Origin of the sequence: Dyella sp. AD56 (assembly GCF_002878475.1) — a bacterium.
Lineage (GTDB): Bacteria > Pseudomonadota > Gammaproteobacteria > Xanthomonadales > Rhodanobacteraceae > Dyella.
The window spans coordinates 36,205-59,724 of sequence record NZ_NRDP01000036.1 but is presented as its reverse complement, the minus strand read 5'-3'; the positions used below and the strand labels follow the sequence as shown (position 1 = coordinate 59,724).

Sequence of the window (23,520 nt, the reverse complement as noted above, 5' to 3'; positions counted from 1 at the left end):
GCTAGCGATGCACCAACTCACAGCCTCGTGACGCGTGTGCATGCACTGTCATGGTCACGTCAGCTGCGATGTGCAATATGTCGGAGACGTGACAGTGCGACCTCTGTGCTGCGCTGCCATGGCCCGGTAGTTATCGGAGCCGTACTATGTTCCTTTGCGGACCACGCGGCCCTCCCGCGTCCGCCTGCCAGACGGTGAACCGATGAGTACCGATGTCGTCCGTACCAGCCCCGAGCACGACACCGTGGCCGCCGAAGTCGTGCGCCCTGCGCCGCCCGAAGCCCCACCCGCCGGCCCAGCGCCGGACCTCAACGACCCCTCGCTCTACATCAACCGCGAACTCTCGCAGTTGCAATTCAACATCCGGGTGCTCGAACAGGCCCTAGATGAAAGCAAGCCGATCCTGGAACGCCTCAAGTTCCTGTTGATCTTCTCCAGCAACCTGGACGAGTTCTTCGAAATCCGCGTGGCGGGCCTGAAAAGCCAGATCGCGTTCGACCATGAAATCGTCGGCTCCGATGGCGTAACGCCGCGCAAGGCGCTCGCCGAGATCAGCGAGATCACGCACAAGCAGATCGAACGCCAGTACGCCATCCTCAACGACAAGATCCTGCCGGAGCTGGCGCAACGCGGCATCCGCATCGTTCGCCGCAACGAGTGGTCGCACAAGCAGAAGCTGTGGGTGCGCCGTTACTTCCGCCATGAAGTGGCACCGCTGGTGACACCGATCGGCCTGGACCCCACGCATCCCTTCCCGCTGCTGGTCAACAAGAGCCTCAACTTTATCGTGCAGTTGGAAGGCACCGACGCATTCGGCCGCGACTCGGGTCTGGCCATCGTGCCGGCGCCGCGCGTGCTGCCGCGTTTGATCCGCCTGCCGGACGACGTGTGCGAAGGCGGCGAGAACTTTGTGCTGCTGTCTTCGATCATCCACGCGCATGCGGAGGAACTGTTCCCCGGCATGTCCGTGCGCGGCTGTTACCAGTTCCGCCTGACCCGTAACGCCGACCTCACCATCGACCCGGAAGACGTCGAGGATCTGGCGCGTGCGCTGCGCGGCGAGTTGTATTCGCGCCGCTTCGGCGACGCAGTGCGCCTGGAAGTGGCTGACAACTGCCCGCCGGAACTCACCGGCTACCTGTTGCGCCAGTTCGGCCTGACCGCCGCCGAGATGTACGAAGTAAACGGCCCGGTGAACCTGGCCCGCCTGTTCGGCCTGATTACCAAGACCCTTCGCCCCGAACTGCAGTACCCGCCGTTCACGCCATCCATTCCCAAGGCGCTCAAGAAGGCCGAGGACCTGTTCCAGGTGATCGGCCGCCAGGACGTGCTGCTGCTGCATCCCTACGAGTCGTTCGCGCCAGTGGTCGATCTGCTGCACCAGGCCGCGAAAGATCCGAACGTGCTCGCGATCAAGCAGACGTTGTATCGCAGCGGCGCCAACTCCGAAATCGTCGATGCGCTGGTCGACGCCGCACGCGCGGGCAAGGAAGTCACCGTTGTTATCGAGTTGCGCGCTCGCTTCGATGAGGAATCCAACCTCACGCTCGCCTCGCGCCTGCAGCAGGCCGGCGCCATGGTTATCTACGGCGTGGTGGGCGTGAAGACGCACGCCAAGCTCATGCTCATCCAGCGTCGCGAAGGCGAAGAGCTGGTGCGTTACGCGCACCTGGGCACCGGCAACTACCACACCGGTAACGCGCGCCTTTACACCGACTACAGCCTGCTCACCTCCGACCTTGCGTTGTGCGAGGACGTGCACAAGCTTTTCAGCCAGCTCACCGGCATGGGCAAGCTGCTTCAGATGAAACGACTGCTGCATGCGCCCTTCACGCTGAAGAAGACGCTGCTGGAAATGATCAATCGCGAGACGGCGCTTGCCACCGCCGGCAAGCCCGCGCAGATCATCATCAAGGCCAATGCCATCACCGACGCCAAGATGATCCGCGCGCTCTACAAGGCCAGCATGGCCGGCGTGAAGGTAGACCTGATCGTGCGCGGCATGTGTTGCCTGCGTCCGGGTGTGCCGGGGGTGTCGCACAATATCCGCGTGCGCTCCATCGTCGGCCGCTTCCTGGAGCACAGCCGCGTGTACTGGTTCCTCAACAATGGCGAAGAGCAGTTCTATCTCGCCAGCGCGGACCTGATGGAGCGCAACCTGGATCGCCGTGTGGAAACCGGCTTCCCGGTGGAAGGCAAGAAGCTGCAAAGCCGGCTCAAGAAGGAGCTGGAGTTGTACCTATCCGACAACTCCAGCGCATGGCTGCTGAACGCCGACGGCCGTTACTCGCGCATCAGGCCTGGCACCAATCAAACACCGCGCAACGTGCAGGTGCAGTTGCTGGAGAAACTCTGCGGCTCCGGGGCAACAGCCACCGAGGCCTGAGGATCAACCATCCCCGACATGAGCGCGCAGGTGCGCCCATGTCGGGGATGCAGCTCAGCGCTGCAAGTACAGCTTCACCCAGGCCACATAGCGATCCACGAAGCTCTGCAGGAACTGCTGCGTGCCTTCGTTACCGATGTGACCATCCGCGCCGAACAGCCCTTCCTTGTTCTGGATAAACACTTCCGGCTGCGGCAGCGTGGCCACGTCGAGGTAGGAAAGCACGTTACGCAGATGCTGCTGCGCCAGCGCGGTGCCCGTAGCGCCTACTGAAACACCGATCACCCCGCCCGGCTTGCCCGCGAACGAGTTGGTTCCCCAGGGGCGCGAGGCGATGTCGATAGCATTCTTCAACACGCCGGGAATCGAGCGGTTGTATTCGGGCGTCACGAACAGCAGCGCGTCTGCACCGGCGACCTCGTCCTTGATCCGCTGGCATTCCGCCGGGTAATGGGCATCGAAATCCTGGTCGTACAGGGGCAGGTTATCGATGCGCACATGGTCGAAGCTGAAATCCGCTGGGGCCAGCCGCTCCACGGCGCGGGCGAGGTGGCGATTGAAGGAATCCTTGCGCAGGCTGCCGACCAGAACGGCCACACGAATCTTGCTCATGCCTTGACTCCAGGGAGAGGGAAATAGATGCGACGGGAGGTCGGAAGCATGGCATCGGGAGCGGTGAATCCCTTGTGATAGTCCGGCAGCCTACGCCCCTGTCCCTCGACTTCGAAAATCCACAAGACAACGGCGCCAGAGTGGCTAGGCTGGAGCCATCCCATCCACGGAGTCCAGCCCATGAGCACCTCCCGTATCACCGGCAGCACCGTCATTCCCGGCCTGCGCTATCGCGATGCCCACGCCGCCATCGAATGGCTGTGCAAGGCGTTCGGATTCACCAAGCACGCGGTCTACGACGACGACCAAGGCGGCGTGGCGCATGCACAGCTCATCCATGGCACGGGCATGCTGATGCTGGGCTCGGTCAGGGACGACGAATTCGGCCTGCGCATCATCCAGCCTGACCAGACCGACGGACGCGAAACGCAGTGCCCGTATGTCGTCGTCAAAGACTGCAAAGCGCACTACGAGCAAGCCAAGGCCGCCGGCGCCGTGATCGTGAACGACTACGCCGAGAAGGACTACGGCGGTGCGGGCTACAGCTGCCGCGACCTGGAAGGCCATCTGTGGTCGTTCGGCAGCTACGACCCGTGGGCCGAACAAGGCGCGTGATCCCATTGAATCAACTGGGCGCCACGGGAAGATAGACGTCCGCGCGCAGAAGTGCCGCGGGCACGTTTTCCGGATCGTCCAGGAAATGCCGGAAGGGAGCCTCGTCCCGCAGGACATATCCGCTACCCGGAAGCCAGCCGGCGATGAGTTGGTCAGTGAGCGCGCCAAGATGATCATAGGGGCCCTTGTGGCGCCAGCGTGCCCATTGGCCACCGCCAAGGCGGATCGGATAGGTTTCGTCGTCGGTCGCCACATCGCCGCCATCAAACGCGAGCGCGCAGTCGAATGCTCCATGGTCAGGCACGGCATCGTGATCACCATCATGCGGGACGCCATAGATACCGGCCATACGCTCCAACAACGCGTGGTCCGCCGCCCATGCGAACAGACGTCCATACGCCTGATCCAGGTCGCGATGATCGCCGACGTAACGCGTGGCCACCACCCGGAATGGCACCACTGAAACCACTTCCACTCGCAGAGCCGGCTCGGCAACGACCACGGGCGGCAAGCGTAGCCGCTGCATTGCCTCGCGCAGTCGTTCCGCCTGCCCGCGCAACTCGCTGGGCGAGGCATCGAAGGCCTGGCGGAACGCGCGGGCGAAGGCCTGCGGGGTTTCGTAACCCACGGCGAGGGCCGTCTCCGTGACCCGTTCCGAGGGCTCGGCCAGCAGCTGCAGCGCACGCAACAAACGCAGGCGCGCTACCGTCTGGCCCACGGTTTCGCCAGACAGCGCCCGATAGATGCGATGGAAATGGAACGGCGACAGATGCGCCACACTAGCCAGCCGCGCCAGCTCCGGCAGTTCATCGCCCTGCTCCACGGCGGCCTGCAGACCGGCGACCACGCGGTCGATGCGTTGCAGGTAGTCCTCTCGCGTGTTGGCTTTCATGGCCGGGCGCTCCGGTGAGGTAGTCGCCAGTGTGGCGGGCGCAGACGGCGGCGACGTTCCCATTCTTGCGCAATCGGCGCGAAGCGGCCCGCGTGACCGTATAGGCAGAAAGTCATGGTGGGAGGGAGATGACAGCTCGCTTACAGTCACTCCAGAGCCACCCTTCCACCTTGTTCACCGGACCGCCGATGCGCGACCGTCCGCCTGGAGGATTCATGCACATCCGCCGTACCCTGCTCGCCATCGCCACGCTCACCGCCTTTGCCGGCGCCCTGGTCCACGCGCAGACGGCGCCGCTCACGGCCGACATTCCGCAGAAGGCCTTTGTGGACGACACCGCTGGCTACGACTACATGAAGCGCGAGGTGATGATCCCGATGCGCGACGGCGTGAAACTGCATACGGTGATCGTCGTCCCCAAGAACGCGCATAACGCACCCATCCTGCTTACCCGCACGCCCTATGACGCCAGCGGCCGCGCCGAACGCTATATGTCGCCCCATATGGACGCCACCTTGCCGCAGGGCGACGAGGTGTTCGTGCATAGCGGCTATATCCGCGTGTTCCAGGATGTACGCGGCAAGTACGACTCCGAAGGCGATTACGTGATGACGCGCCCGCTGCGCGGCCCGCTCAATTCCAGCGAGGTGGATCACTCCACCGACGCCTACGACACCATCGACTGGCTGGTGAAGAACGTGCCGGAATCGAACGGCCGCGTGGGCATGCTCGGTTCATCGTATGAAGGGTTCACCGTGGTGATGGCACTGGTCCATCCGCACCCTGCGCTAAAAGTAGCCGCGCCGGAAAGCCCAATGATTGACGGCTGGATGGGCGACGACTGGTTCCATTACGGCGCGTTCCGCCAGACCAACTTCGACTACATCTACGGCCAGACGGCCGAAAAGAGCGGTCGCAAGGGTGGCGTGCCACGCGTAGGTTACGACGACTACAGCAACTTCCTCCAGGCTGGCTCCGCTGGAGACTACGCCCGTGCGCATGGCTTCGAGCAGTTGGCCTTCTGGCACAAGATCGACGAGCACCCGTCCTACGATGCGTTCTGGCAAAACCAAGCGTTGGACAAGGTGATGGCGCAACAACCGCTGACCGTGCCCACCATGTGGCTGCAGGGCCTGTGGGATCAGGAAGACATGTGGGGTGCCATCCACAGCTACGAGGCGACAGAACCCAAGGACAAGGGCAACGACAAGAACTTCCTCGTGATGGGCCCGTGGCGGCACAGTCAGGTGAACTACGACGGGCGTTCGCTGGGACCGCTGCAGTGGGACGGCGACACCGCGCTGCAGTTCCGTCGCGACGTGCTCAAGCCGTTCTTCGACCAGTATCTGGTGGCCGGCGCGCCCAAGGCGAACACGCCGCCGGTGCTGATCTACAACACCGGCGAAAACCATTGGGATCGCTACAAATCGTGGCCGCTCAGCTGCGACAAGGGTTGCACCGACAAACCCAAGGCGCTGTACCTCGGCGCCCATGGTTCGCTCTCGTTCAATGCCCCCACCACCGACGCCGCCAAGTACGACGAATACGTCTCCGATCCGGCCAAGCCCGTGCCCTATCAGCCGCGTCCGGTGCATTTTGCCGATCACGACGCGTGGACCCGTTGGCTGGTCAACGATCAGCGTTTCGTGGATGGCCGCCCCGACGTGCTCACCTACGTGAGCGAACCGCTTACCGCACCGATGCATATCGGCGGCGCACCGCAGGTGAACCTGTACGCCTCCACCAGCGGCAGCGACAGCGACTGGGTGGTGAAGCTGATCGACGTGTACCCGGATACGGTGCCGTCCAACCCGGAAATGGGTGGCTATGAGCTGGCCGTGTCGCTGGACATTTTCCGCGGCCGCTACCGCACCAGCTTCGAACACCCGCAGGCGCTCACACCGGACCAGCCGCTGCTGTACACGTTCGGCCTGCCCACGACCAATCATGTGTTCCAGCCGGGCCACCGCATCATGGTGCAGGTCCAGTCCAGCCTGTTTCCGCTGTACGACCGCAACCCCCAGACCTTCGTGCCAAATATCTTCGAAGCCAAGCCTTCCGATTACCAGAAGGCTACGCAGCGGGTGTGGCATACGCAGGGGACGGCTAGCTCTATCAGCCTGCCGGTGGTGCCGAACGGTTGATTCGTTGGGGTGGCGCGAGTGCGGCAATCACTCCCTCTCCCCCCTCGGGGAGAGGGAGAAAAACGTGCAGCATCAGCGATTAAGACAACCAGCAAAGAACCCTCGCCACAAGATCACCCACCAAGCACGCCTCATGGAGCATCGTCACCGCCACGTCACCACCACTCAACCAGCTCCGCATGATCACCAACCGATCCATGCCACCCGGCATCATCATCCCCGAGCTCGCCTACCCTGACGTCCTCGAAGCTGCGGCCTGGCTCTGCCGCGTACTCGGCTTCCGCGAGCGATTGCGCATCGCTGACCATCGCGTACAACTGACCTACGAAGGCTGCTCCATCGTGGTCACCGAACTCCCTGACGATGCACAAGCTATCGACCATGCTCACGCCGTGATGGTGCACGTCGCCGACGTCGACCGGCATCACGCGCACGCCAGCGCAGCAGGCGCGCGTGTGCTGAATGCGCCAACCGACTACCCTTATGGTGAACGCCAGTATTCCCTGGAGGACATCGGCGGCCACCGTTGGAAGTTCTCCCAATCCATCGCCGACGTCGACCCCATCGAATGGGGCGGCACGCCGATGACAGATACACCCTGAGCCGGAGCACCTATGACCCTCGACTCACCGCGCCCTGAAGGGCAGCCGATGTTCAACCCGAAGATGCTGATACGACCCGCAGCCGCCTGGATCACAGTGGCACTGTTCCTTGTGTTCGGTTCGGACTGGATGCAACACCTGAGTCGCCACGAGATCGGCCTATCGCTATTCGGGTGGCTGTTCTTCGTGATCGTCTGGGGCTCGTTCGGTGTGGTGCACGAAGCGGAGGAACTCGCCAGCTTGCTGGGCGAGCCGGTAGGAACGCTGGTGCTCACGCTATCGATCGTGCTGATCGAGGTCGTGCTGATCTCCGCGGTGATGCTGGGTGCGGGAGATACGGCCACGCTGGCCCGCGACACCATGTTCGCCGTGCTGATGATCGTGCTGAACGGCGTGGTGGGGCTTGGCCTGCTGACCGGCGGCATCCGCCATCACGAGCAGGCCTACAACCTGCATGGCGCGTCAGCGTTCCTGGCGGTCATCATCCCGCTCGCCACCATCGCACTGGTGTTGCCCAATTTCACCACGTCAACCAATGACGGCTCGCTGACCCCGGTACAGGCAGTGGCGTTCTCCATCCTCACCATCGGCTTGTATGGCCTGTTCCTATGGCTACAGACGGGACGCCACAAGGGTTACTTCCTGGCGCCGCGCTCGGATACCGACGCGAATGTGCCGGAGGAACCACCGCCGCCGCCGCGCCGTCCGCGCAAGGGCGAAATGGCGTTCCACCTGGTGTTGCTGATCGTCAATATCCTGCCGATCGTGATTCTGTCCAAGAGCCTCGCCAAGGTGCTCGACTACGGCATCGCCGCGACAGGCGCTCCCCACTCGCTGGGCGGCATCATCATCGCCATGCTGGTGTTCACGCCGGAAGGCATCTCGGCGTTGATCGCTATCCGTCGCGACCAGCTCACCCGCGCAATCAACCTGTGCCTGGGCGGTGCTGCGTCGACCGTGGGCCTCACCGTGCCAGCGGTGCTTGCCATCGGCCTGTTCACCGGCAAACCCGTGGTGCTGGGCCTGCCAGCGGCCAGCATCGTGCTGCTCACCTCTACGCTGGTGCTGAGCACGCTAACTTTCTCGGGATGGCGTACCACGATGCTCGAAGGCGCGGTGCACCTGTCGCTATTCGTGGTGTTCCTGGTGCTGGTGTTCAGCCCTTAGCAACCGGGCCTTGGCCGCGCCCCTGCTGGAGCGCGGTCAACGACGTCAGGCTACGCGTGCGGTGGCCCGGACGAGGTAGTACACGGCAAACATGCCTTGCGGATCGGTCCATCCCTGCGCAATGGCCAGCCCGGCCTTGGCGGCAAGCACAGCGAAATCCTCCGGCGAATACTTGCAGCTGTACTCCACCTGCATCGCCTCTTCCGCTCCAAAGTTCACTTGCTGCTTGCCAACGCGCACCTTCTGATCGCGCGTACTGACCAAGAAGGTCTCGATGCGCCCTGCCATAGCGTTGTAGTGCGCGCGGTGGCCGAAGCTGGACAGATCGAAATCGCTGCCGATCTCACGATTCAGGCGCGCCAGCATGTTGAGCGTGAACTGAGCGGTCACACCCGCCTTGTCGTTGTAGGCCGCCTCGATGACGGCCGTGTCCTTCTTGAGATCAGCGCCAATCAGGATGCCACCGTTGTCCCCCATTTCGTTACGCATCTTGCGCAGCAACTCGGCGGCGTCTCGCGCTTCAAAGTTGCCAATGGTGGAGCCTGGAAAGTAAATCACTGTGCGGCGCGGGGCACGCGGCGGAATCGGCAGACGCAGCGGGCGCGTGAAGTCCGCATGCAATGCCTGCACAGGCACCGCGGGGAAACGCTCGTTCAATACCTGCGTGCTATTGCGTAGCGGCTCGTGGGAAATCTCCACCGGCACGTACGATACTGGTGCGTGCAAATGTTCGAGCAACATGCGCGTCTTGATGGCATTGCCGCTGCCGTACTCGACCAGACGCACGTCTTCACCCAGTACGTCGGCGATGTGGCCGGAGTGCGCATCCATCAAGGCGATTTCGCAACGCGTCAGGTAATACTCGGGCTGCTCGCAAATGTCCTCAAACAGTTGCGAGCCGCGCTCGTCATAGAACAGCCACGACGGCAACCGCTTGGGACGTGCGCGCAGCCCGCGCTGCACGATGCCGAGCAGATCGTCGACGGGTGGGCGGCGGTCGTCGTCGCGGATATCGAAAGCTTGCACACTCATCGGTCCTGCCCCAGGCGGATCCCCATGAACTGCCAACGCGCATGGGGAGGAAAGAAATTCCGGTAGGTGGCACGCATGTGCTCGCGCGGCGTCGCGCAGGAACCGCCGCGCAACACCCACTGACCGCACATGAACTTGCCGTTGTATTCGCCCAGTGCACCGGCCAACGGCCGAAAACCTGGGTAGCTGACGTAGGGCGACGCGGTCCATTCCCACACATCGCCGAACATCTGCAGCATGCCTTCGCCAGCCGTCGCCGCCTGCGGGTGGAAGCTCATCGTGTCGAGCAGGTTGCCTTGTACCGGCAACGCGCTGGCGGCGCTTTCCCATTCCGCTTCCGTAGGCAGCCGTGCGCCGGCCCAACGGGCGAAGGCATCGGCCTCGAAATAGCTGACGTGACTGACGGGCGCATCGGGATCGATCGGCCGCACGCCAGCCAGGGTAAATTCGCTTGAAAGATCTTCCTGCCAGTAGAACGGTCGCTGCCATTGCTCGCGGCACACCGTATCCCAGCCCTCGGACAGCCACAGCGACGGCTCGCGATACCCGCCATCGCGGATGAACTCGGCGAACTCGGCGTTGGTCACCAGCCGGTTGGCCAATGCATGCGGCTGCAACAGCGCGCGATGGCGCGGCGACTCGTTGTCGAACGCGAAATCGTCTCCCGAATGCCCCATGTCGACGATGCCTTCGCGCCCGGCGATGAACTCCATCCGCACCGACGACGCCACTGATGACGACGCATGCGGCGCCGTGTAGGCAGGCAGCAAGGGATTGCAGAAGAACGCATGCTTGATGTCAGTGAGCAGCAGTTCTTGGTGTTGCTGCTCGTGCTCGAGACCAAGCCCGATGATGTCTGCCGTGGCGGCATCGACACCGCGCGACAGCCACTCGCACACGGCCTCGTCTACCTTCTCGCGATAGTCGCGGACCTGCGCAATGCCAGGGCGCGAGAGCAGCCCGCGGCGCGGACGCGCATGCATCGGGCCGACGGCTTGATAGTAGGAGTTGAACAGGTAGTTCCAGTCCGGATGCGGCGACCGGTAACCGGCATCGCGCTCCAGCACGAAGCGTTCGAAGAACCATGTGGTGTGCGCGAGATGCCACTTTGTCGGACTGGCATCCGGCATCGATTGCACCATCATGTCTTCCGGCGTCAGCGATGCGCACAAGGCCATGCTGCGGGAGCGGATCCTCCGGAATCGCAGCGCCAGCGCTTCGGCTTGCACGGCCGATGGCGCCAACGTCATCGCCGCCTCCGGAGTGCGGTTACGTGGTCGGCCGGGCCGATTCGTTCGTGATGCCTCATACCAAGAGTCGTGCGCCGTAACATGCCGCGCACCATGCCGGAGGAGCTGTTCAAAAGGTGTGATGCGAAGATGGCGAATGGCTGACAGCAGTCAGCCTATTTCTGCTGCGCCGCATCGTGAATCACGCAAAAACAAAGCCCGGCGCAGGGCCGGGCTTTGTCGCAACTGCACCAACGGTCGCGTGCTTAGTGACCGTAGTAACGGTAACCGCCGCGATAGTAGTAGCCACCGCGGTGGTAGTAGCCCGGACGGCCACCCACCACGACCGTGGCGCCCACGGCTGCCGGGTATACCACCGGGGCCGGTGCGTAATAGACCGGAGCCGGTGCGTAATAGACCGGCGGCGGCGGCGGTGCGTAGACAACCGGGGCCGGCGCGTAATAACCGCCCACCACCGGCAGACCTACGCCGATATTCAAGCTCACGTGTCCAGCGAAGGCCGGTGCGACGGCTGCACAGCCGATCAGCATGGCAGACGCCAGGGCAACGCGCTTGACGATGGAGGTCTTGGTCTTGTTCATGAGTCTGTCTCCCAAGGGAGGCTTGATTCCGATAGAGGGATTTGACGTTGCCCTCTATCGCTCTTTGCCGGGATCAATGCTCGAACTTTCGCGCTGAATCCGGACTGAGTAGAAAGCGTGAAAATGCTTAACGCCTGCTTTGATTCCGGACGTGGCTCACAGTGCCGCCCCAGGGGGATTCCTCACTCGTTTCTTTCGGGTGCAGGCGCAGGAGCCAGCAGCCGTGAATGTCCCCTCGACGGGTGAAATCGAACGGGATGCTGGGCGCGCTCCAGTCCTCGACGACGAACCGCTCCGCCAGTGCTTCATGGTTCAGCTTGAAGCGCCGGAAGTTGTTCGAGAACACGATGACACCATCGCTCGTGAGACAGTCGGCACAGGCCAACAACAGTTGGACATGGTCGCGCTGGACGTCGAAATCCTCCGCCCGCTTGGAGTTTGAAAAGGTCGGTGGATCGACGTAGATCACCCCGTAGCGGTCACGCTCCTGCCGCAGAAAAGTCATGGCGTCCGCCTGCATCAGGCGATGCTTGCTACCGGAGAAACCGTTGAGCGCAAGATTGCGCGATGCCCAGTCCAGGTAGGTGGCCGACAGGTCCACACTGGTGGTGTCGCGCGCGCCGCCCGCCGCCGCGTAGACGCTGGCCGTGGCGGTATAGGCAAACAGGTTCAGGAAGCGCCGCCCCGTGGCCAGTTCGCGCAACTTGCCGCGAACCAGGCGATGGTCGATGAACAGGCCGGTATCCAGGTAGTCGGTCAGGTTGACCAGGAAGCGCAGGCCAGCCTCCGCCACCTCGACGAACTCGCCACGCTGGTCGAACTGGCCGTACTTGGAGCCACCCTTGCCACGCTCACGCGTCTTCAGCGCGATGCGGTCGCGCGACACGCCCAGCACTTCGCCGGCGACGCGCACGATCTCGCGCAGGCGTTGGCGTGTTGTCTCCACCGGAATCTCGGCCGGTGCGCGGTATTCCTGGATGTGCAGCCACAACGAATCATTCTCGTCGCCGTAGACATCGACGGCCGCCGCGTACTCCGGCATGTCCTGGTCGTAGGCACGCCAGCAATGGATGCCTTCGCGCTCCAGCCGCTTGCGCAAGTGGCGCAGGTTCTTCTCCATGCGGTTGCGCAGCATCTGCGCGCCCTCGGAGAGCGGCTTCACCTCGCGCGGCGTTTCACTGCGCGCGTGAAGCTCGAAGATCAGCAGCACGGTTTCCAATGCACCGTTGTAAAGCGCGTACTTCTTCTCCGCGCGCAGCGGGATGGCATGTCCCAGCTCGGCATCGCCCGCCAGCACGGCCGCGCGCCAACCGGCGAAGCGTTCGCGCAGGGTTTCGCCGATAGCCCGATACAGACGGGGCATCTCGCCACGGTCGCCAAGGCGCTCGCCATACGGAGGGTTGGTAATCACCAAGCCACGGCTGTAACCCGGTGGCGGCGATACATGCGTGACGTCATGCTTGTCCAGCGTCAGGAACCCAGCGACGCCAGCCTCCTGAGCGTTGCGCTTGGCGGTCTGCACCATGCGCGGGTCAGCGTCGCTACCGAAGAAACACGCACGCAGAGCGCGCAGGCCGGTATCGGCACGCTGCCGCGCCTCGTCCAGCAGGCCGCGCCACAGTGCGATGTCGTGCTGCGCCCAGCCCAAGAATCCGTAGTACTCGCGATGCAGGCCGGGCGCGACATCCGCGGCCATCCACGCGCCTTCGACCAACAGCGTGCCGGAACCGCACATGGGGTCGAGCAGTGCCCCGCCCTCGGCATAGATCTCCGGCCAGCGAGCACGCAACAACATGGCGGCGGCGAGATTTTCCTTCAGCGGTGCTTCGCCCTGCTGCTCTCGCCAACCGCGACGATGCAGCGGTGCGCCGGCCAAGTCGATCGACAGCGTGGCCCTATCGCGGCGCAGGCGCAGGTTGATGCGCACGTCCGGCTCGTCGGTGTCCACGTCCGGACGGGAGCCGTCGCGCTGGCGGAACTGGTCGACCACAGCATCCTTCACGCGCTGGGCGATGAACTGGCTGTGCGTGAGTTTGCTTTGCGCCGAGTTGGCATCCACCGCCAGCGTGGCGCGTGGGCCCAGGTGCTTTGACCAATCGATGGACTGCACGCCACCGTAAAGCGCGTCATCCGTAGCGGCATCGAACTCAGCCAACGGCATCAGTACGCGACTGGCCAGACGCGACCACAGGCAGGCGCGGTAGGCGGTTTCCAGCGTGCCGGAGAAATGCACGCCGGCCAGCGCCTCGCGGACATCGTCAGCCCCCAGCGCCGCCAGTTCGTCGCGTAGCAGGTATTCCAACCCCTTGGGGCAGGTGGCGAAGAATGCGCTCATGTCGGCAACCCAGCGAGGAACAGGCCGAACTGCTCGACGATACGATCGACGCTGTCGACCAATCGGTGGTCATCGTCGACTACGATCAGCGGCAGACGGCGGCGGCCGGCGAAGTCGATCATCCCTTCCGGATGGCACACGTCATCGCGCCAGCCGTGATAAAGCAGTGTGGGAACGCCATCGGCGACATCGAAAGCCTGCCGGTAACTGGGGATCTCTCTGGGCGTGGCCAGCAGGAACAGGCCTGCCACCGGGCGCTGCAACGAGGCCAGCCCGGACACGAAGGAACCCATGCTGGAGCCGACCAGCACCGGCGGGGCATCCAGCGTATCGATGGCGGCGACCAGCCGCTTGATGCGCGGATCGATCGAGCCGGCAAAACCCTGCAGGTCGTCGGTACGGTAGTCCGGGCGCTGGGTTTTCCAACCCAGCGACTCGGCGAAAGCAGCCAGCACGCTGACCTTGGTGGCATCCGGACCGGAGTCCGAGCCATGCGAAAGAATGATCTGGCCGCGCATCGCGGTCTCCGAAACAGCGTCTATATGGGCGCGCATCGTAACAGGCGACGTCCCGGGAGACGGCGGATAGACTGGCCGGTATGCCTGTAAACATCGTCGACCAGCCCCTGCCCTACGTTTCCCTGCTGCCCGAGCGCCCCGCCAGTGCGGTGGAAATGGTGGTGATCCACTGCACCGAGCTGCCTGATCTGGCCACCGCCCGCGAGTACGGCGAGCGGGCGCTCTACGAGAGTGGTGCAGGCGCCAGCGGGCACTTCTATATCGACCGTGACGGCAGCATCTACCAATACGTGCCCGGCAACCGGGTGGCCAACCACGTACGCGGCCACAACCCCAACTCCATCGGCATTGAGCTGGTGAACCTGGGCCGGTACCCGGACTGGTGGGATTCGCGCCGCCAGACCATGACCGAGCCGTACACCCCGGCCCAAGTCGCGGCCCTGCGGGCGCTGCTGGCCCGGCTGAGGCAGGACTACCCCCTGCTGCACCTGATCGCCGGCCATGAGGACCTGGATACGGCCCGGCTGCCCGCCAGCAACGATCCGTCGCTGGAAGTGCCGCGCAAGCTCGACCCAGGCCCGCTATTCCCCTGGGTCGAGGTGCTGGACGGCAGCGGGCTGGAACGGCTTCCGTCACCCAAGCACTGAAGCGGCGGCGGGGCGCCAGCTATAATCGCCGGTCTCTTACCTCCGCCGAGCTTTTTTCCATGACGGAAAACAACGTCCGCGAACTCGTCGACCTGCTCGAACTCGAGCGCCTCGAGGACAACCTCTTCCGCGGCCAAAGCCGGGACATCGGCACGCATTTCGTGTTTGGCGGGCAGGTGTTGGGCCAGGCGTTGTCGGCCGCCCAGCGCACGGTTGAAACCGGGCGCGAGGCCCATTCGCTGCACGCTTATTTCCTGCGCGCCGGCGACATCAACGCACCCATCGTCTACAGCGTGGAGCGCACTCGCGACGGCGGCACGTTCTCCTCGCGCCGGGTGGTGGCCATCCAGCACGGCCAGCCGATCCTCAATGGCTCGATTTCGTTCCAGGTGCCGGAAACCGGCTTTGAGCACCAGTCTTCGATGCCCGAGGTGCCCATGCCCGAAGACATCGAGCCCATGCAGCCGATGCCGCCGGAACAGCTGGCCAAACTGCCCGAGAAGCTGCAACGCTGGCTGGGCGTGGATGCACCGTTCGAATTCCGCCATGTGTGGCCGCAGGACAAGCTGCACCCGGTGAAGCGCCCGCCGATCCAGCACATCTGGTTCAGACTGACCGCGCCGGTGGGCGATTCACCCGAGCTGCATCGTGCGTTGCTGGCGTACGCCTCCGACTTCAACCTGATCGGCACGGCCACCCTGCCGCACGGCATCTCGTACTACACACACAACGTGCAGATGGCGAGCCTGGACCATGCGTTGTGGTTCCACCGCCCGTTCCGTACCGACGAATGGTTGCTGTACTCCTTCGACAGCCCGACGGCGCAAGGCGCCCGCGGCCTGGCGCGCGGCCAGATCTTCACCCGTGATGGCCGGCTGGTGGCCTCGACGGCCCAGGAAGGCCTGATCCGCCTGCGCGGTTAAGCCCCCCGGCCACCGTAGTAATAAAATGAAGCCGGCCGGCCTCCTCGGCCAGCCGCGCCCGACCGGCGACGAACCAAGGCTCCCCCATGCGTCAGCTCTACACCTCGCCCCGCCAGGAAAACATTGACCGTGTCGCCAAGTTGATGGCCGACCAGGGGATCGAGTACACGATCGAGAACCGCTCCAACTACCGCCGCCCCAGCTATCAGCGCTTCAGCTACTCACAGCGCCATGAAGACCGGGACAACTGGGCCCAGGTCTGGGTCACCAAGGCAGACGACTACACCCGCGCCCGCGCCATGCTCAAGGAGCTGGGCATCGAGCCGGTGGTCCGCCATGGGGAGGAACTGGCCCTGGCCCGCAACCCCACGCCAGAGATGCAGCGCAAGAGCGTGGCCACCCGGATGCGCCGGATCGTCATGCTGGCCGTGGCCGGCGCCTTTGTGATCCTGATGCTCCGGTACATGGGCGTTATCTGACCCTGCCTGGGCTGTCACATCCGGCTATCACATTTCAGCTAGTGACACAGTGACCCAAACCAGACATAGAATCAGGCCATGCGCTCTGATCGTGTCCGCCTCTTCCAAACCCTGCCGCACGCCTGCGGCTACTTTGCCGAGCGCACGGCACAGAACCTCGTGATCGATCCGGCCGCGCCGCAGCTGGACCAGTTGTACGGTCCAGCGCTGGAGCGCGGCTTCCGGCGGGCCGGCGGGCACCTTTACTACCCCTACTGCACCAACTGCCGGGCCTGCACGCCTTGCCGCATCGACGTAGCGCGCTTCGCCCCCGATCGCGGACAGCGGCGCTGCCTCAAGCGCAATGAGGATCTGACGGTCATCGAATCGATGGCCGGCTACAACGCCGAGCGCCATACGCTCTACGAACGTTACCTGCGCCAGCGCCACCCGGGCGGCGGCATGGACGAAGCGGACGCCAGCGACTTCCGCCGGTTCCTGACCGCGCCATGGAGCCCCACGATGTTCCTGGAGTTCCGCCAGGGTTCGCGCTTGCTCGGCGTGGCCGTCACCGACGTGTGCCAGCAAGGTCTTTCGGCCGTCTATACGTTCTACGACCCCGAGGAAACGGCGCGCAGCCTGGGCACGTTCGCCATCCTGCAACAGGTGGCGCTCGCCCGCCGCCGCGGTTTGCCCTGGATTTACCTGGGCTTCTGGATCGCAGGCCATCCGAAAATGGATTACAAGCGCAACTTCCGCCCGTTGCAGATACGCACCAGCGAAGGCTGGGTGGAGATGGCGGATCCCTGACCCTTGCAGGCGCGCATCGTGCGCTCCTGCAAGGGTGTTGATCAGGATTGGGCGATGTCGAGCACCACACGCCCCTGGATGTGCCCTTCGCGCAGCCCCTGCAGCACGTCGTTCACGTCCTCCAGCCGGCGGCGCTCGATGGTCGGCACGACCTTGCCGTCCGCGGCAAAAGCCACCGCTTCGGCGAGGTCCTTGCGCGTGCCGACGATGGACCCACGAATGGTCAGACGCTTGAGCACGACATCAAAGATGGGTGTGGCGAAATCACCGGGCGGCAGACCCACCAGGCTCATGGTGCCGCGTCGACGGGTGAAGCCGAGCGCTTGCGAAAAGGCCGGCGGCGACACTGCCGTCACCAGCACACCGTGCGCACCGCCACCGGTGATGTCGAGCACCTCTTCCACAGCATTGGGCTGACGCGCATCGACGGTCGCCGCGGCACCCAGCTTGCGCGCCAGCGCTAGCTTGTCGTCGGCAACGTCCACCGCCACCACCTGCAAGCCCATGGCCGTGGCGTATTGGATGGCCAGATGGCCCAGACCGCCGATGCCGGAGATGGCCAACCATTCGCCCGGACGCGCCTCGGTTTCGCGAATGCCTTTGTAGGTCGTCACGCCAGCACAGAGAACCGGCGCCATCAACGCGAAATCCACGTCGTGCGGAAGACGCGCCACGTACGCCGCATTGCCGATCGCGTACTCAGCGAAACTGCCATCCACGCTGTAGCCGCTGTCGTGCTGCGCTTCGCACAAGGTTTCCCAGCCGGTGATGCAGTACTCGCAGTGGCCGCACGCATCGTGCAGCCAGGCAATGCCCACGGGATCACCCAGCTTGAGGTTGTCCACGCCCTCGCCCAACGCAACCACCACACCCACGCCTTCATGGCCGGGAATGAAAGGCGGATTCGGCTTCGCCGGCCAGTCGCCATCTACAGCGTGCACGTCGGTATGACAGACACCGGTGGACACGATCTTCACCAGCACTTCGCCGCGCGACGGTACCGGCACGGGCACTTCCTCGATGCGTAGTGGCTCACCGAAATGATGCGCAACGGCGGCCTTCATCGTCTTGGGAATCATGCGGCAATCTCCTTAGGTCATAACGCACGGCGACCTAGCCACGTCATGTAGCCAGCAGGGCCGTACGAAGGGGGATGACCACGGAAAGATGCCGTCACACACGTGATGGCACGGTGACCACAATCAACGAGTTGCGTCGTCATGACGGATGCATCCAGCGATGCCATGCGTACAAGCCCCGCACTCTGCCTACACGCAACTGCACAAACGCTACATCAAGGAAGGACATGCCTCTACAGCCTGCACCTCCAATCCCCGATTTAGCGCCAGCGCCGGAGTCGCTAAAACGAGTGTGCACGGAACGTCCCGTGCGCACTCGAGGAAAACGCCCCATGACGTACGACAACTTTCATCTGTTCACGATGACCTATCCCGACAAGGAAGCCGCCATGGCTGGCTTCGACGCCGTGGAGTACGTGTTTGGTGATGCGCAAGGCATCGACACCTACGACGCAGCCATTGTGGTGAAGAAGGACGGCAAGGTCAGTCTCGTGCGCAAACGCGAACAGGCGGAACATACGAAAGGCTGGGAGGGCGTAGGCATCGGTCTTGCGATAGGCGCTTGCCTCGCCTTGTTCCCGGCCATCACCTTGGCCGTGGGCGCGCTAGCTGGTGCCGCCGTCGGCGGAGCGGCCGGAGTGATTGCCGGCCACATCGAATCAGGCATCTCGCGCGGTGATCTTCAGGCTCTCGGTGAAACACTCGAAGAGGGTCAATACAGCCTCGTCGTGATCACCGCCACGGACGAAACCAGGCGCGTGCGCGAAGCAACCAAGTTCGCCATCCGGTTCGAACAGAAACAGCTCAAGGTGGACTACAAGTCGCTCCAGAAGCAACTCAACGAACTTGCCGCTGAGGCCTGAGCGCGTCGACGCCACAGCACCAAGCCCCGTGAGTGCGGGGAAAAGCGCGCCCAAGACAGCCGGCGTAATGCCGGCCGTCTTCTTCAACTGATCAAGCGTGCTGCGTTGGTGTCCGCGGCACGATGGGGTACGGGTACAGCTTCACCAGCGGCACAGAGAGGCCATCGTCGCCCACCACGCGGCAATGCGAGCGACTGAGTTGGCGCGGCTCTTCAACACCACAGCTGTGCGCGATGATGCCGACCTCGTGCATGACGTTGGTAGCGTAGTTCGCCACGCGCTCGCTCTTGTCCGCCACCACCAGTCCGCGCTGCAACTTGGGGTTTTGCGTGGTGATGCCCGTGGGGCAGGTATTGCGGTTGCATTGCAGGGACTGAATGCAACCCAGCGCCAACATAAAGCCACGCGCGGAGTTGACGAAATCCGCGCCGATCGACAGCGCCCAAGCAACGTCGTAGGCGGTGATGCATTTGCCCGAGCAGATCACCTTGATGCGATCGCGCAGGCCCTTCACCACCAGCAGGTCCACCAGAGCCGGCAACGCTTCGTGCAACGGCAGGCCTACACCTTCCATCAATGTTTGCGGCGCGGCGCCGGTGCCACCTTCTGAACCATCGACGATGATGAAGTCCGGCGCACTTTCGATGCCGCGCTTCTTCACTTCCTCGCATAGATCAGCGATCCAATCCACGCCGCCGAACACCGCCTTGAAACCAACCGGCTTGCCGGTGAGTTCGCGGATGTGATGGATGGAATCCATCAGCTCCTGCACATTGCCGATATCCAGGTGACGATTTGGACTCTGCGAATCCTCGCCCACGGGAATGCCACGGATCGCGGCGATCTCCGGCGTCACCTTGGCCGCCGGCAGCAGGCCGCCCATGCCGGGCTTGGCGCCCTGCCCTAGCTTGATGCTCACCATCTTCACCTGCGCATGGGCGCAGATGGCCAGGAGCTTTTGGTCATCCAGCTTGCCATCGGGTGTGCGCACGCCGTACTTGGCAGTGCCGATCTCGAAAATGATGTCGCAACCGCCCTCGAGGTGATACGGCGCAAGGCCGCCCTCGCCCGTATCCATCCAGATGCCTGCCTTCTTCGCGCCACGCGACAGGGCACTCACCGCCGGCGCGGACAGTGCGCCGAAGCTCATCGCTGAGATATTGAAGAACGCCGCGTGCTGATACGGCTCGCGCGAGTATGGTCCCAGCGTGACGGGTCGCGGCTTGATGTGCCGGTCGCCCAGCGCGGGGAACGGCGCGTTGACGAAGAACGGCACGCCCTCGCCACGCAGGTCGCGGGTGGAGCCGAACGCGTTCGTGTTGTCCACGTTCTTGGCTGCGCGGTACACCCACATGCGCTGCGCGCGGTTGAACGGCAGCTCTTCGCGATCACTGGAGTACAGATACTGGCGGAAGAACTCGCCCAGATGCAGGAACCAGTAGCGGAAGTGGCCGATGACGGGGAAGTTGCGCAGCACCGAGTTGCTGGTCTGGTTGCGGTCCACCAGCCAGACCACAGCGATCACCACCACCAGCAGCGCCAGCAGCAAAAGAAACAGGGCGGCAAACGTCTCGACAACGACGACCAGCCAATGCGCGAATCCCGACGGCTCCATCCTTACCTCCAGTGGTGAACTGTTGCGACAAACCTGTTGAATCCGACCGTCCACGCATTACTGCCGCGACGGCCTGACTCGTACCATCCTCACCCCATCAGGGCGAGGATGCCAAGACTAAAGCTCGATCCGCAGCGCCTTCGCGGCCCGGATAGCTTTGGCCTTGGCAGCATCCACGCTTTCATCGCGCGCCAACGTGACCGCCATGCGACGACGACCTTTCACGGTCGGCTTGCCGAAGATACGCAACTGCGTATCAGCTTCCTTCAACGCATCCGCCACGCCGTGATAACGCGGCGCGGCACCCTCGCCTTCCACCAGTACCGCGCACGACGCAGACGGCCCCAATTGGCGGATCGCCGGAATCGGCAAACCGAGGATGGCGCGCGCGTGCAGCGCGAACTCCGAAAGGTCTTGCGACACCAGTGTGACCAGACCGGTGTCGTGCGGGCGCGGGCTCACTTCCGAGAAGATCACATTATCGCCCTTCACGAAGAACTCCACGCCGAACACGCCCCAGCCGCCCAACGCCCCCGTGATGGCTTCGGCCTGGCGCTGCGCTTCGGCCAACGCCACCGGGCTCATCGGCTGCGGCTGCCACGATTCGCGATAGTCGCCGTCTTCCTGGCGATGACCGATGGGCGCGCAGAAGCTGACGCCGTCCGTGTGACGCACGGTGAGCAGGGTGATCTCATAATCGAAGTCGACGAACCCTTCGACGATCACGCGCCCCTTGCCCGCACGCCCGCCGGATTGCGCATAGTCCCACGCGTGCTGCAGTTCGCTTTCCTGGCGCACCACGCTCTGACCCTTGCCGGAAGAGCTCATTACCGGCTTGATGACGAACGGCAAGCCGATCGAGGCGACCGCATCGCGGTACTCAGCCTCGGTATCGCAGAAGCGGTAGCGCGAGGTCGGCAGCTTCAATTCTTCGGCGGCAAGGCGGCGGATACCTTCGCGGTCCATCGTGAGCCACGCGGCGCGCGCGGTGGGAATCACGTGCAGGCCGTTCTTCTCCAGCTCGACCAGCGTGGAGGTGTGAATGGCTTCGATCTCCGGCACGACCAGATCGGGTTTTTCCTTTTCGATGATGGCGCGCAGTGCAGCGCCATCCAGCATGTCGATGACATGGCTGCGATGCGCCACCTGCATGGCCGGCGCGTCGGCATAGCGATCGACCGCAATGACCTCCACGGCGTAGCGCTGGAGTTCAATGGCCACCTCCTTGCCCAGTTCGCCCGACCCCAGCAGCAACACGCGCAGCGCATGATCGGAATAAGGCGTGCCAAATGGCTTCATCGGTCTCTCCCCGGAGATGGCAAAGCGCCATTGTAAGCGTGCGCTCGCCGAATCGGGCCAGACGTCATCTCGTCATCACGCAGATTCCATTGACGAACGTCGCGGACCGGCGTTGACTGCAATTGTCACCGTCCCCACGGAGCGACCTATGCGCAAGTGGCTTGCCGCGCTAGCGATGGCGTTCGCGCTGAGCCCCTCCCCCTGCGTTCTCGCGCAGGCCCGGGAAAGCGCGGCCGCAACGAACACCACCTGGATGTCGGTGCAGTTGGGCGGGCGGAAGATTGGTCACCTGCGCATAGACCGTGTGCGCGATGGCGACGTGGTGACCACCACCCAGGACCTGCAAATTGCCTTGGAGCGCAGCGGCAAAACCACGCCCATGGCGGTATTGACGCGCAGCGTGGAAACCCTCGATGGCCAGCCGCTGGGCTTTTACGCGAAAAGCACCCTGTCCGCCTCCAGCAACATCGTCGATGGCCGACGGCAGCCTGACGGCCAGTACGCAGTCACCTCCACGGTAGCCGGTCTTTCCACCGTGACCAGCCTGCCATGGCCTACCGGCGCCCTGCTCAGTGATGGCCAGCGGCAGGCCATGGCGAGTGCCGTCGACCATGCCGGGCACTACACGCTGAACCTGTTCGACCCCGCCAGCCGTAGCGTGGCCTCCGTGGATGTCGAGGTGCTGGGCAGCGAACGCATTGCGCTCCCAGACGGCCCGGAACTGCTGAGCCATCAGCGCGAAACCCTGCAGACGCCACGTGGCACGCAGTACATGGACCTGTGGATCAATGCGCGCGGAGAGACCCGCAAAGGCTCCCTGCAAATGCTCGGCCACGAACTGGACATGCTGGCCTGCAGCCAGGCATGCGCGCTGGCCCCGGTGCAGGACATCGACATGCTCCGCGCGGCGATGGTCGATTCGCCGGAGCGGGTATCCGCGGCGATGCGCCAGGAAGTCTTGCGCTATGTCATCCACGCAACGGACGACGATGCACGCCCCGTGATCGCCACCGACGAACAGCGCGTCTTTTCGCTGGGGCACGGCGACTGGCTGGTCGAAATCGGTAACGCCACAGCTGGTGGGCAGCCGGGGCCGACAGCGCAGGACACCGAGGCGAACGCTTGGCTGCAGTCTGATGCGCCGGAACTGCGTGCACTGGCGTCCAACGCCACCCAAGGCGCCAGCGACGACCTGCAGACAATGAACCGCCTGCGCGCCTTCACCAGCAGCTACCTCGCCGGCCACAGCGGCAACGGTGGCTACGCCTCCGCCCTTGAGGTGGCACGCACCCGCCAGGGCGACTGCAAAGGGTACGCCGTACTACTGGCGGCGCTGGCGCGGGCACGGGGCATCCCCGCGCGGGTGGTGACCGGCATGGTTTACGCCGATCACTACGCGGGCAGCTCGCGGGTATTCGTTCCGCATGCGTGGGTGCAGGCCTGGGTCGACGGCCGCTGGCAGAGCTTCGACGCCGCGCTCGGCCGCTTCGACAGCGCCCATATCGCGCTGGACACGGGCGATGGTGATCCCTGGCACTTTGCCAACCTGTCCAACCTGTTCGGCCAGATGCGGATAGCTCAAGTCTCCCCAGCCCAGGAACTGGCCCCTCCCGTACTGCGTGGCACCGTGGCTACCCGGGATTGGTGACCCTCCCTTGAAATTAGATATCAAATTGATATCTAATTTCCTCA

Annotated in this window: 21 protein-coding genes; 11 read left to right on the top strand and 10 right to left on the bottom strand. The window is 63.9% G+C overall.

Going from position 1 to position 23,520, the window contains the following annotated elements:
• The first annotated feature begins 202 nt into the window (after positions 1 to 202).
• Positions 203 to 2,386 (top strand): polyphosphate kinase 1, encoded by a 2,184-nt coding sequence (gene ppk1, locus DyAD56_RS22075; protein ID WP_102304992.1) that lies wholly within the window; start codon positions 203 to 205, stop codon positions 2,384 to 2,386.
• 54 nt (positions 2,387 to 2,440) lie between these two features.
• Here ppk1 and DyAD56_RS22070 read toward each other — a convergent pair whose 3' ends face one another.
• Positions 2,441 to 2,998, bottom strand: coding sequence for an NAD(P)H-dependent oxidoreductase (locus DyAD56_RS22070; RefSeq protein WP_102304991.1), 558 nt, complete (start codon positions 2,996 to 2,998; stop codon positions 2,441 to 2,443).
• Between the two features lie 180 nt (positions 2,999 to 3,178).
• On the opposite strand from DyAD56_RS22070, the gene DyAD56_RS22060 reads away from it, so the two are divergent.
• A complete protein-coding gene (locus tag DyAD56_RS22060) occupies positions 3,179 to 3,613 on the top strand; it encodes a VOC family protein (protein WP_102304989.1) in 435 nt (144 codons plus the stop codon).
• Between the two features lie 10 nt (positions 3,614 to 3,623).
• On the opposite strand, the gene DyAD56_RS22055 is transcribed toward DyAD56_RS22060, so the two are convergent.
• The gene (locus tag DyAD56_RS22055) at positions 3,624 to 4,505 is read right to left on the bottom strand and encodes a GyrI-like domain-containing protein (protein ID WP_102304988.1); all 882 of its coding nucleotides are present in this window, start codon (positions 4,503 to 4,505) and stop codon (positions 3,624 to 3,626) included.
• A gap of 215 nt (positions 4,506 to 4,720) precedes the next feature.
• Here DyAD56_RS22055 and DyAD56_RS22050 point away from each other — a divergent pair, with 215 nt between their 5' ends.
• The 3 genes from DyAD56_RS22050 (at position 4,721) to DyAD56_RS22040 (ending at position 8,418) form a co-directional block, all read left to right on the top strand.
• Positions 4,721 to 6,649, top strand: a complete 1,929-nt coding sequence (locus tag DyAD56_RS22050; RefSeq protein WP_102304987.1) for a CocE/NonD family hydrolase — start codon at positions 4,721 to 4,723, stop codon at positions 6,647 to 6,649.
• A gap of 179 nt (positions 6,650 to 6,828) precedes the next feature.
• A complete protein-coding gene (locus tag DyAD56_RS22045; protein WP_102304986.1) occupies positions 6,829 to 7,251 on the top strand; it encodes a VOC family protein in 423 nt (140 codons plus the stop codon).
• Positions 7,252 to 7,263: 12 nt separating this feature from the next.
• Complete coding sequence (locus DyAD56_RS22040; protein ID WP_102304985.1) at positions 7,264 to 8,418, top strand: calcium:proton antiporter; 1,155 nt, start codon at positions 7,264 to 7,266, stop codon at positions 8,416 to 8,418.
• Between the two features lie 45 nt (positions 8,419 to 8,463).
• Here the strand turns inward: DyAD56_RS22040 and egtD are convergent, their stop codons facing one another.
• From egtD to DyAD56_RS22015, 5 genes are all read right to left on the bottom strand, one after another.
• Positions 8,464 to 9,450 carry an L-histidine N(alpha)-methyltransferase gene (gene egtD / locus DyAD56_RS22035; RefSeq protein ID WP_102304984.1) on the bottom strand — a complete coding sequence of 329 codons (987 nt, stop codon included), beginning with the start codon at positions 9,448 to 9,450 and terminating at the stop codon, positions 8,464 to 8,466.
• On the bottom strand, positions 9,447 to 10,700 hold the full coding sequence (gene egtB, locus DyAD56_RS22030; protein WP_102304983.1) for an ergothioneine biosynthesis protein EgtB: 1,254 nt from the start codon (positions 10,698 to 10,700) through the stop codon (positions 9,447 to 9,449). Before egtB ends, egtD begins: the two co-directional genes overlap by 4 nt.
• Before the next feature lie 245 nt (positions 10,701 to 10,945).
• Positions 10,946 to 11,281: a hypothetical protein gene (locus tag DyAD56_RS22025; RefSeq protein ID WP_102304982.1), complete on the bottom strand. Its 336-nt coding sequence runs from the start codon at positions 11,279 to 11,281 to the stop codon at positions 10,946 to 10,948.
• Positions 11,282 to 11,408: 127 nt separating this feature from the next.
• Positions 11,409 to 13,616, bottom strand: a complete 2,208-nt coding sequence (gene rlmKL / locus DyAD56_RS22020; protein ID WP_102304981.1) for a bifunctional 23S rRNA (guanine(2069)-N(7))-methyltransferase RlmK/23S rRNA (guanine(2445)-N(2))-methyltransferase RlmL — start codon at positions 13,614 to 13,616, stop codon at positions 11,409 to 11,411.
• Positions 13,613 to 14,134 carry an alpha/beta hydrolase gene (locus DyAD56_RS22015; RefSeq protein WP_102304980.1) on the bottom strand — a complete coding sequence of 174 codons (522 nt, stop codon included), beginning with the start codon at positions 14,132 to 14,134 and terminating at the stop codon, positions 13,613 to 13,615. The genes rlmKL and DyAD56_RS22015 overlap by 4 nt, the downstream gene beginning before the upstream one ends.
• An 80-nt stretch (positions 14,135 to 14,214) precedes the next feature.
• On the opposite strand from DyAD56_RS22015, the gene DyAD56_RS22010 reads away from it, so the two are divergent.
• The 4 genes from DyAD56_RS22010 (at position 14,215) to DyAD56_RS21995 (ending at position 16,972) form a co-directional block, all read left to right on the top strand.
• A complete protein-coding gene (locus DyAD56_RS22010) occupies positions 14,215 to 14,781 on the top strand; it encodes an N-acetylmuramoyl-L-alanine amidase (protein WP_102304979.1) in 567 nt (188 codons plus the stop codon).
• A gap of 59 nt (positions 14,782 to 14,840) precedes the next feature.
• Positions 14,841 to 15,704, top strand: a complete 864-nt coding sequence (gene tesB, locus DyAD56_RS22005; protein WP_102304978.1) for an acyl-CoA thioesterase II — start codon at positions 14,841 to 14,843, stop codon at positions 15,702 to 15,704.
• Between the two features lie 86 nt (positions 15,705 to 15,790).
• Positions 15,791 to 16,183: a hypothetical protein gene (locus DyAD56_RS22000; RefSeq protein WP_102304977.1), complete on the top strand. Its 393-nt coding sequence runs from the start codon at positions 15,791 to 15,793 to the stop codon at positions 16,181 to 16,183.
• 78 nt (positions 16,184 to 16,261) lie between these two features.
• Positions 16,262 to 16,972 carry an arginyltransferase gene (locus DyAD56_RS21995; protein WP_102304976.1) on the top strand — a complete coding sequence of 237 codons (711 nt, stop codon included), beginning with the start codon at positions 16,262 to 16,264 and terminating at the stop codon, positions 16,970 to 16,972.
• A 41-nt stretch (positions 16,973 to 17,013) separates the two neighbouring features.
• Here the strand turns inward: DyAD56_RS21995 and adhP are convergent, their stop codons facing one another.
• Positions 17,014 to 18,048: an alcohol dehydrogenase AdhP gene (gene adhP / locus DyAD56_RS21990; RefSeq protein ID WP_199179084.1), complete on the bottom strand. Its 1,035-nt coding sequence runs from the start codon at positions 18,046 to 18,048 to the stop codon at positions 17,014 to 17,016.
• Positions 18,049 to 18,383: 335 nt separating this feature from the next.
• On the opposite strand from adhP, the gene DyAD56_RS21985 reads away from it, so the two are divergent.
• Positions 18,384 to 18,914 carry a hypothetical protein gene (locus DyAD56_RS21985; protein WP_102304974.1) on the top strand — a complete coding sequence of 177 codons (531 nt, stop codon included), beginning with the start codon at positions 18,384 to 18,386 and terminating at the stop codon, positions 18,912 to 18,914.
• A gap of 91 nt (positions 18,915 to 19,005) precedes the next feature.
• On the opposite strand, the gene DyAD56_RS21980 is transcribed toward DyAD56_RS21985, so the two are convergent.
• Positions 19,006 to 20,529: an FMN-binding glutamate synthase family protein gene (locus DyAD56_RS21980; protein ID WP_102304973.1), complete on the bottom strand. Its 1,524-nt coding sequence runs from the start codon at positions 20,527 to 20,529 to the stop codon at positions 19,006 to 19,008.
• Between the two features lie 117 nt (positions 20,530 to 20,646).
• Positions 20,647 to 21,828: a formate-dependent phosphoribosylglycinamide formyltransferase gene (gene purT / locus DyAD56_RS21975; RefSeq protein WP_102304972.1), complete on the bottom strand. Its 1,182-nt coding sequence runs from the start codon at positions 21,826 to 21,828 to the stop codon at positions 20,647 to 20,649.
• Between the two features lie 148 nt (positions 21,829 to 21,976).
• Between purT and DyAD56_RS21970 the strand changes: the two genes are divergently transcribed.
• A complete protein-coding gene (locus tag DyAD56_RS21970) occupies positions 21,977 to 23,476 on the top strand; it encodes a transglutaminase-like domain-containing protein (RefSeq protein ID WP_158241427.1) in 1,500 nt (499 codons plus the stop codon).
• Positions 23,477 to 23,520 lie beyond the last annotated feature (44 nt).

Bases quoted from the DNA above. Each gene is read 5' to 3' on its own strand.
- ppk1 (WP_102304992.1), top strand. From the start codon at position 203: ATGAGTACCGATGTCGTCCGTACCAGCCCCGAGCACGACACCGTGGCC.
- DyAD56_RS22070 (WP_102304991.1), bottom strand. From the start codon at position 2,998: ATGAGCAAGATTCGTGTGGCCGTTCTGGTCGGCAGCCTGCGCAAGGAT.
- DyAD56_RS22060 (WP_102304989.1), top strand. From the start codon at position 3,179: ATGAGCACCTCCCGTATCACCGGCAGCACCGTCATTCCCGGCCTGCGC.
- DyAD56_RS22055 (WP_102304988.1), bottom strand. From the start codon at position 4,505: ATGAAAGCCAACACGCGAGAGGACTACCTGCAACGCATCGACCGCGTG.
- DyAD56_RS22050 (WP_102304987.1), top strand. From the start codon at position 4,721: ATGCACATCCGCCGTACCCTGCTCGCCATCGCCACGCTCACCGCCTTT.
- DyAD56_RS22045 (WP_102304986.1), top strand. From the start codon at position 6,829: ATGATCACCAACCGATCCATGCCACCCGGCATCATCATCCCCGAGCTC.
- DyAD56_RS22040 (WP_102304985.1), top strand. From the start codon at position 7,264: ATGACCCTCGACTCACCGCGCCCTGAAGGGCAGCCGATGTTCAACCCG.
- egtD (WP_102304984.1), bottom strand. From the start codon at position 9,450: ATGAGTGTGCAAGCTTTCGATATCCGCGACGACGACCGCCGCCCACCC.
- egtB (WP_102304983.1), bottom strand. From the start codon at position 10,700: ATGACGTTGGCGCCATCGGCCGTGCAAGCCGAAGCGCTGGCGCTGCGA.
- DyAD56_RS22025 (WP_102304982.1), bottom strand. From the start codon at position 11,281: ATGAACAAGACCAAGACCTCCATCGTCAAGCGCGTTGCCCTGGCGTCT.
- rlmKL (WP_102304981.1), bottom strand. From the start codon at position 13,616: ATGAGCGCATTCTTCGCCACCTGCCCCAAGGGGTTGGAATACCTGCTA.
- DyAD56_RS22015 (WP_102304980.1), bottom strand. From the start codon at position 14,134: ATGCGCGGCCAGATCATTCTTTCGCATGGCTCGGACTCCGGTCCGGAT.
- DyAD56_RS22010 (WP_102304979.1), top strand. From the start codon at position 14,215: ATGCCTGTAAACATCGTCGACCAGCCCCTGCCCTACGTTTCCCTGCTG.
- tesB (WP_102304978.1), top strand. From the start codon at position 14,841: ATGACGGAAAACAACGTCCGCGAACTCGTCGACCTGCTCGAACTCGAG.
- DyAD56_RS22000 (WP_102304977.1), top strand. From the start codon at position 15,791: ATGCGTCAGCTCTACACCTCGCCCCGCCAGGAAAACATTGACCGTGTC.
- DyAD56_RS21995 (WP_102304976.1), top strand. From the start codon at position 16,262: ATGCGCTCTGATCGTGTCCGCCTCTTCCAAACCCTGCCGCACGCCTGC.
- DyAD56_RS21985 (WP_102304974.1), top strand. From the start codon at position 18,384: ATGACGTACGACAACTTTCATCTGTTCACGATGACCTATCCCGACAAG.
- DyAD56_RS21980 (WP_102304973.1), bottom strand. From the start codon at position 20,529: ATGGAGCCGTCGGGATTCGCGCATTGGCTGGTCGTCGTTGTCGAGACG.
- purT (WP_102304972.1), bottom strand. From the start codon at position 21,828: ATGAAGCCATTTGGCACGCCTTATTCCGATCATGCGCTGCGCGTGTTG.
- DyAD56_RS21970 (WP_158241427.1), top strand. From the start codon at position 21,977: ATGCGCAAGTGGCTTGCCGCGCTAGCGATGGCGTTCGCGCTGAGCCCC.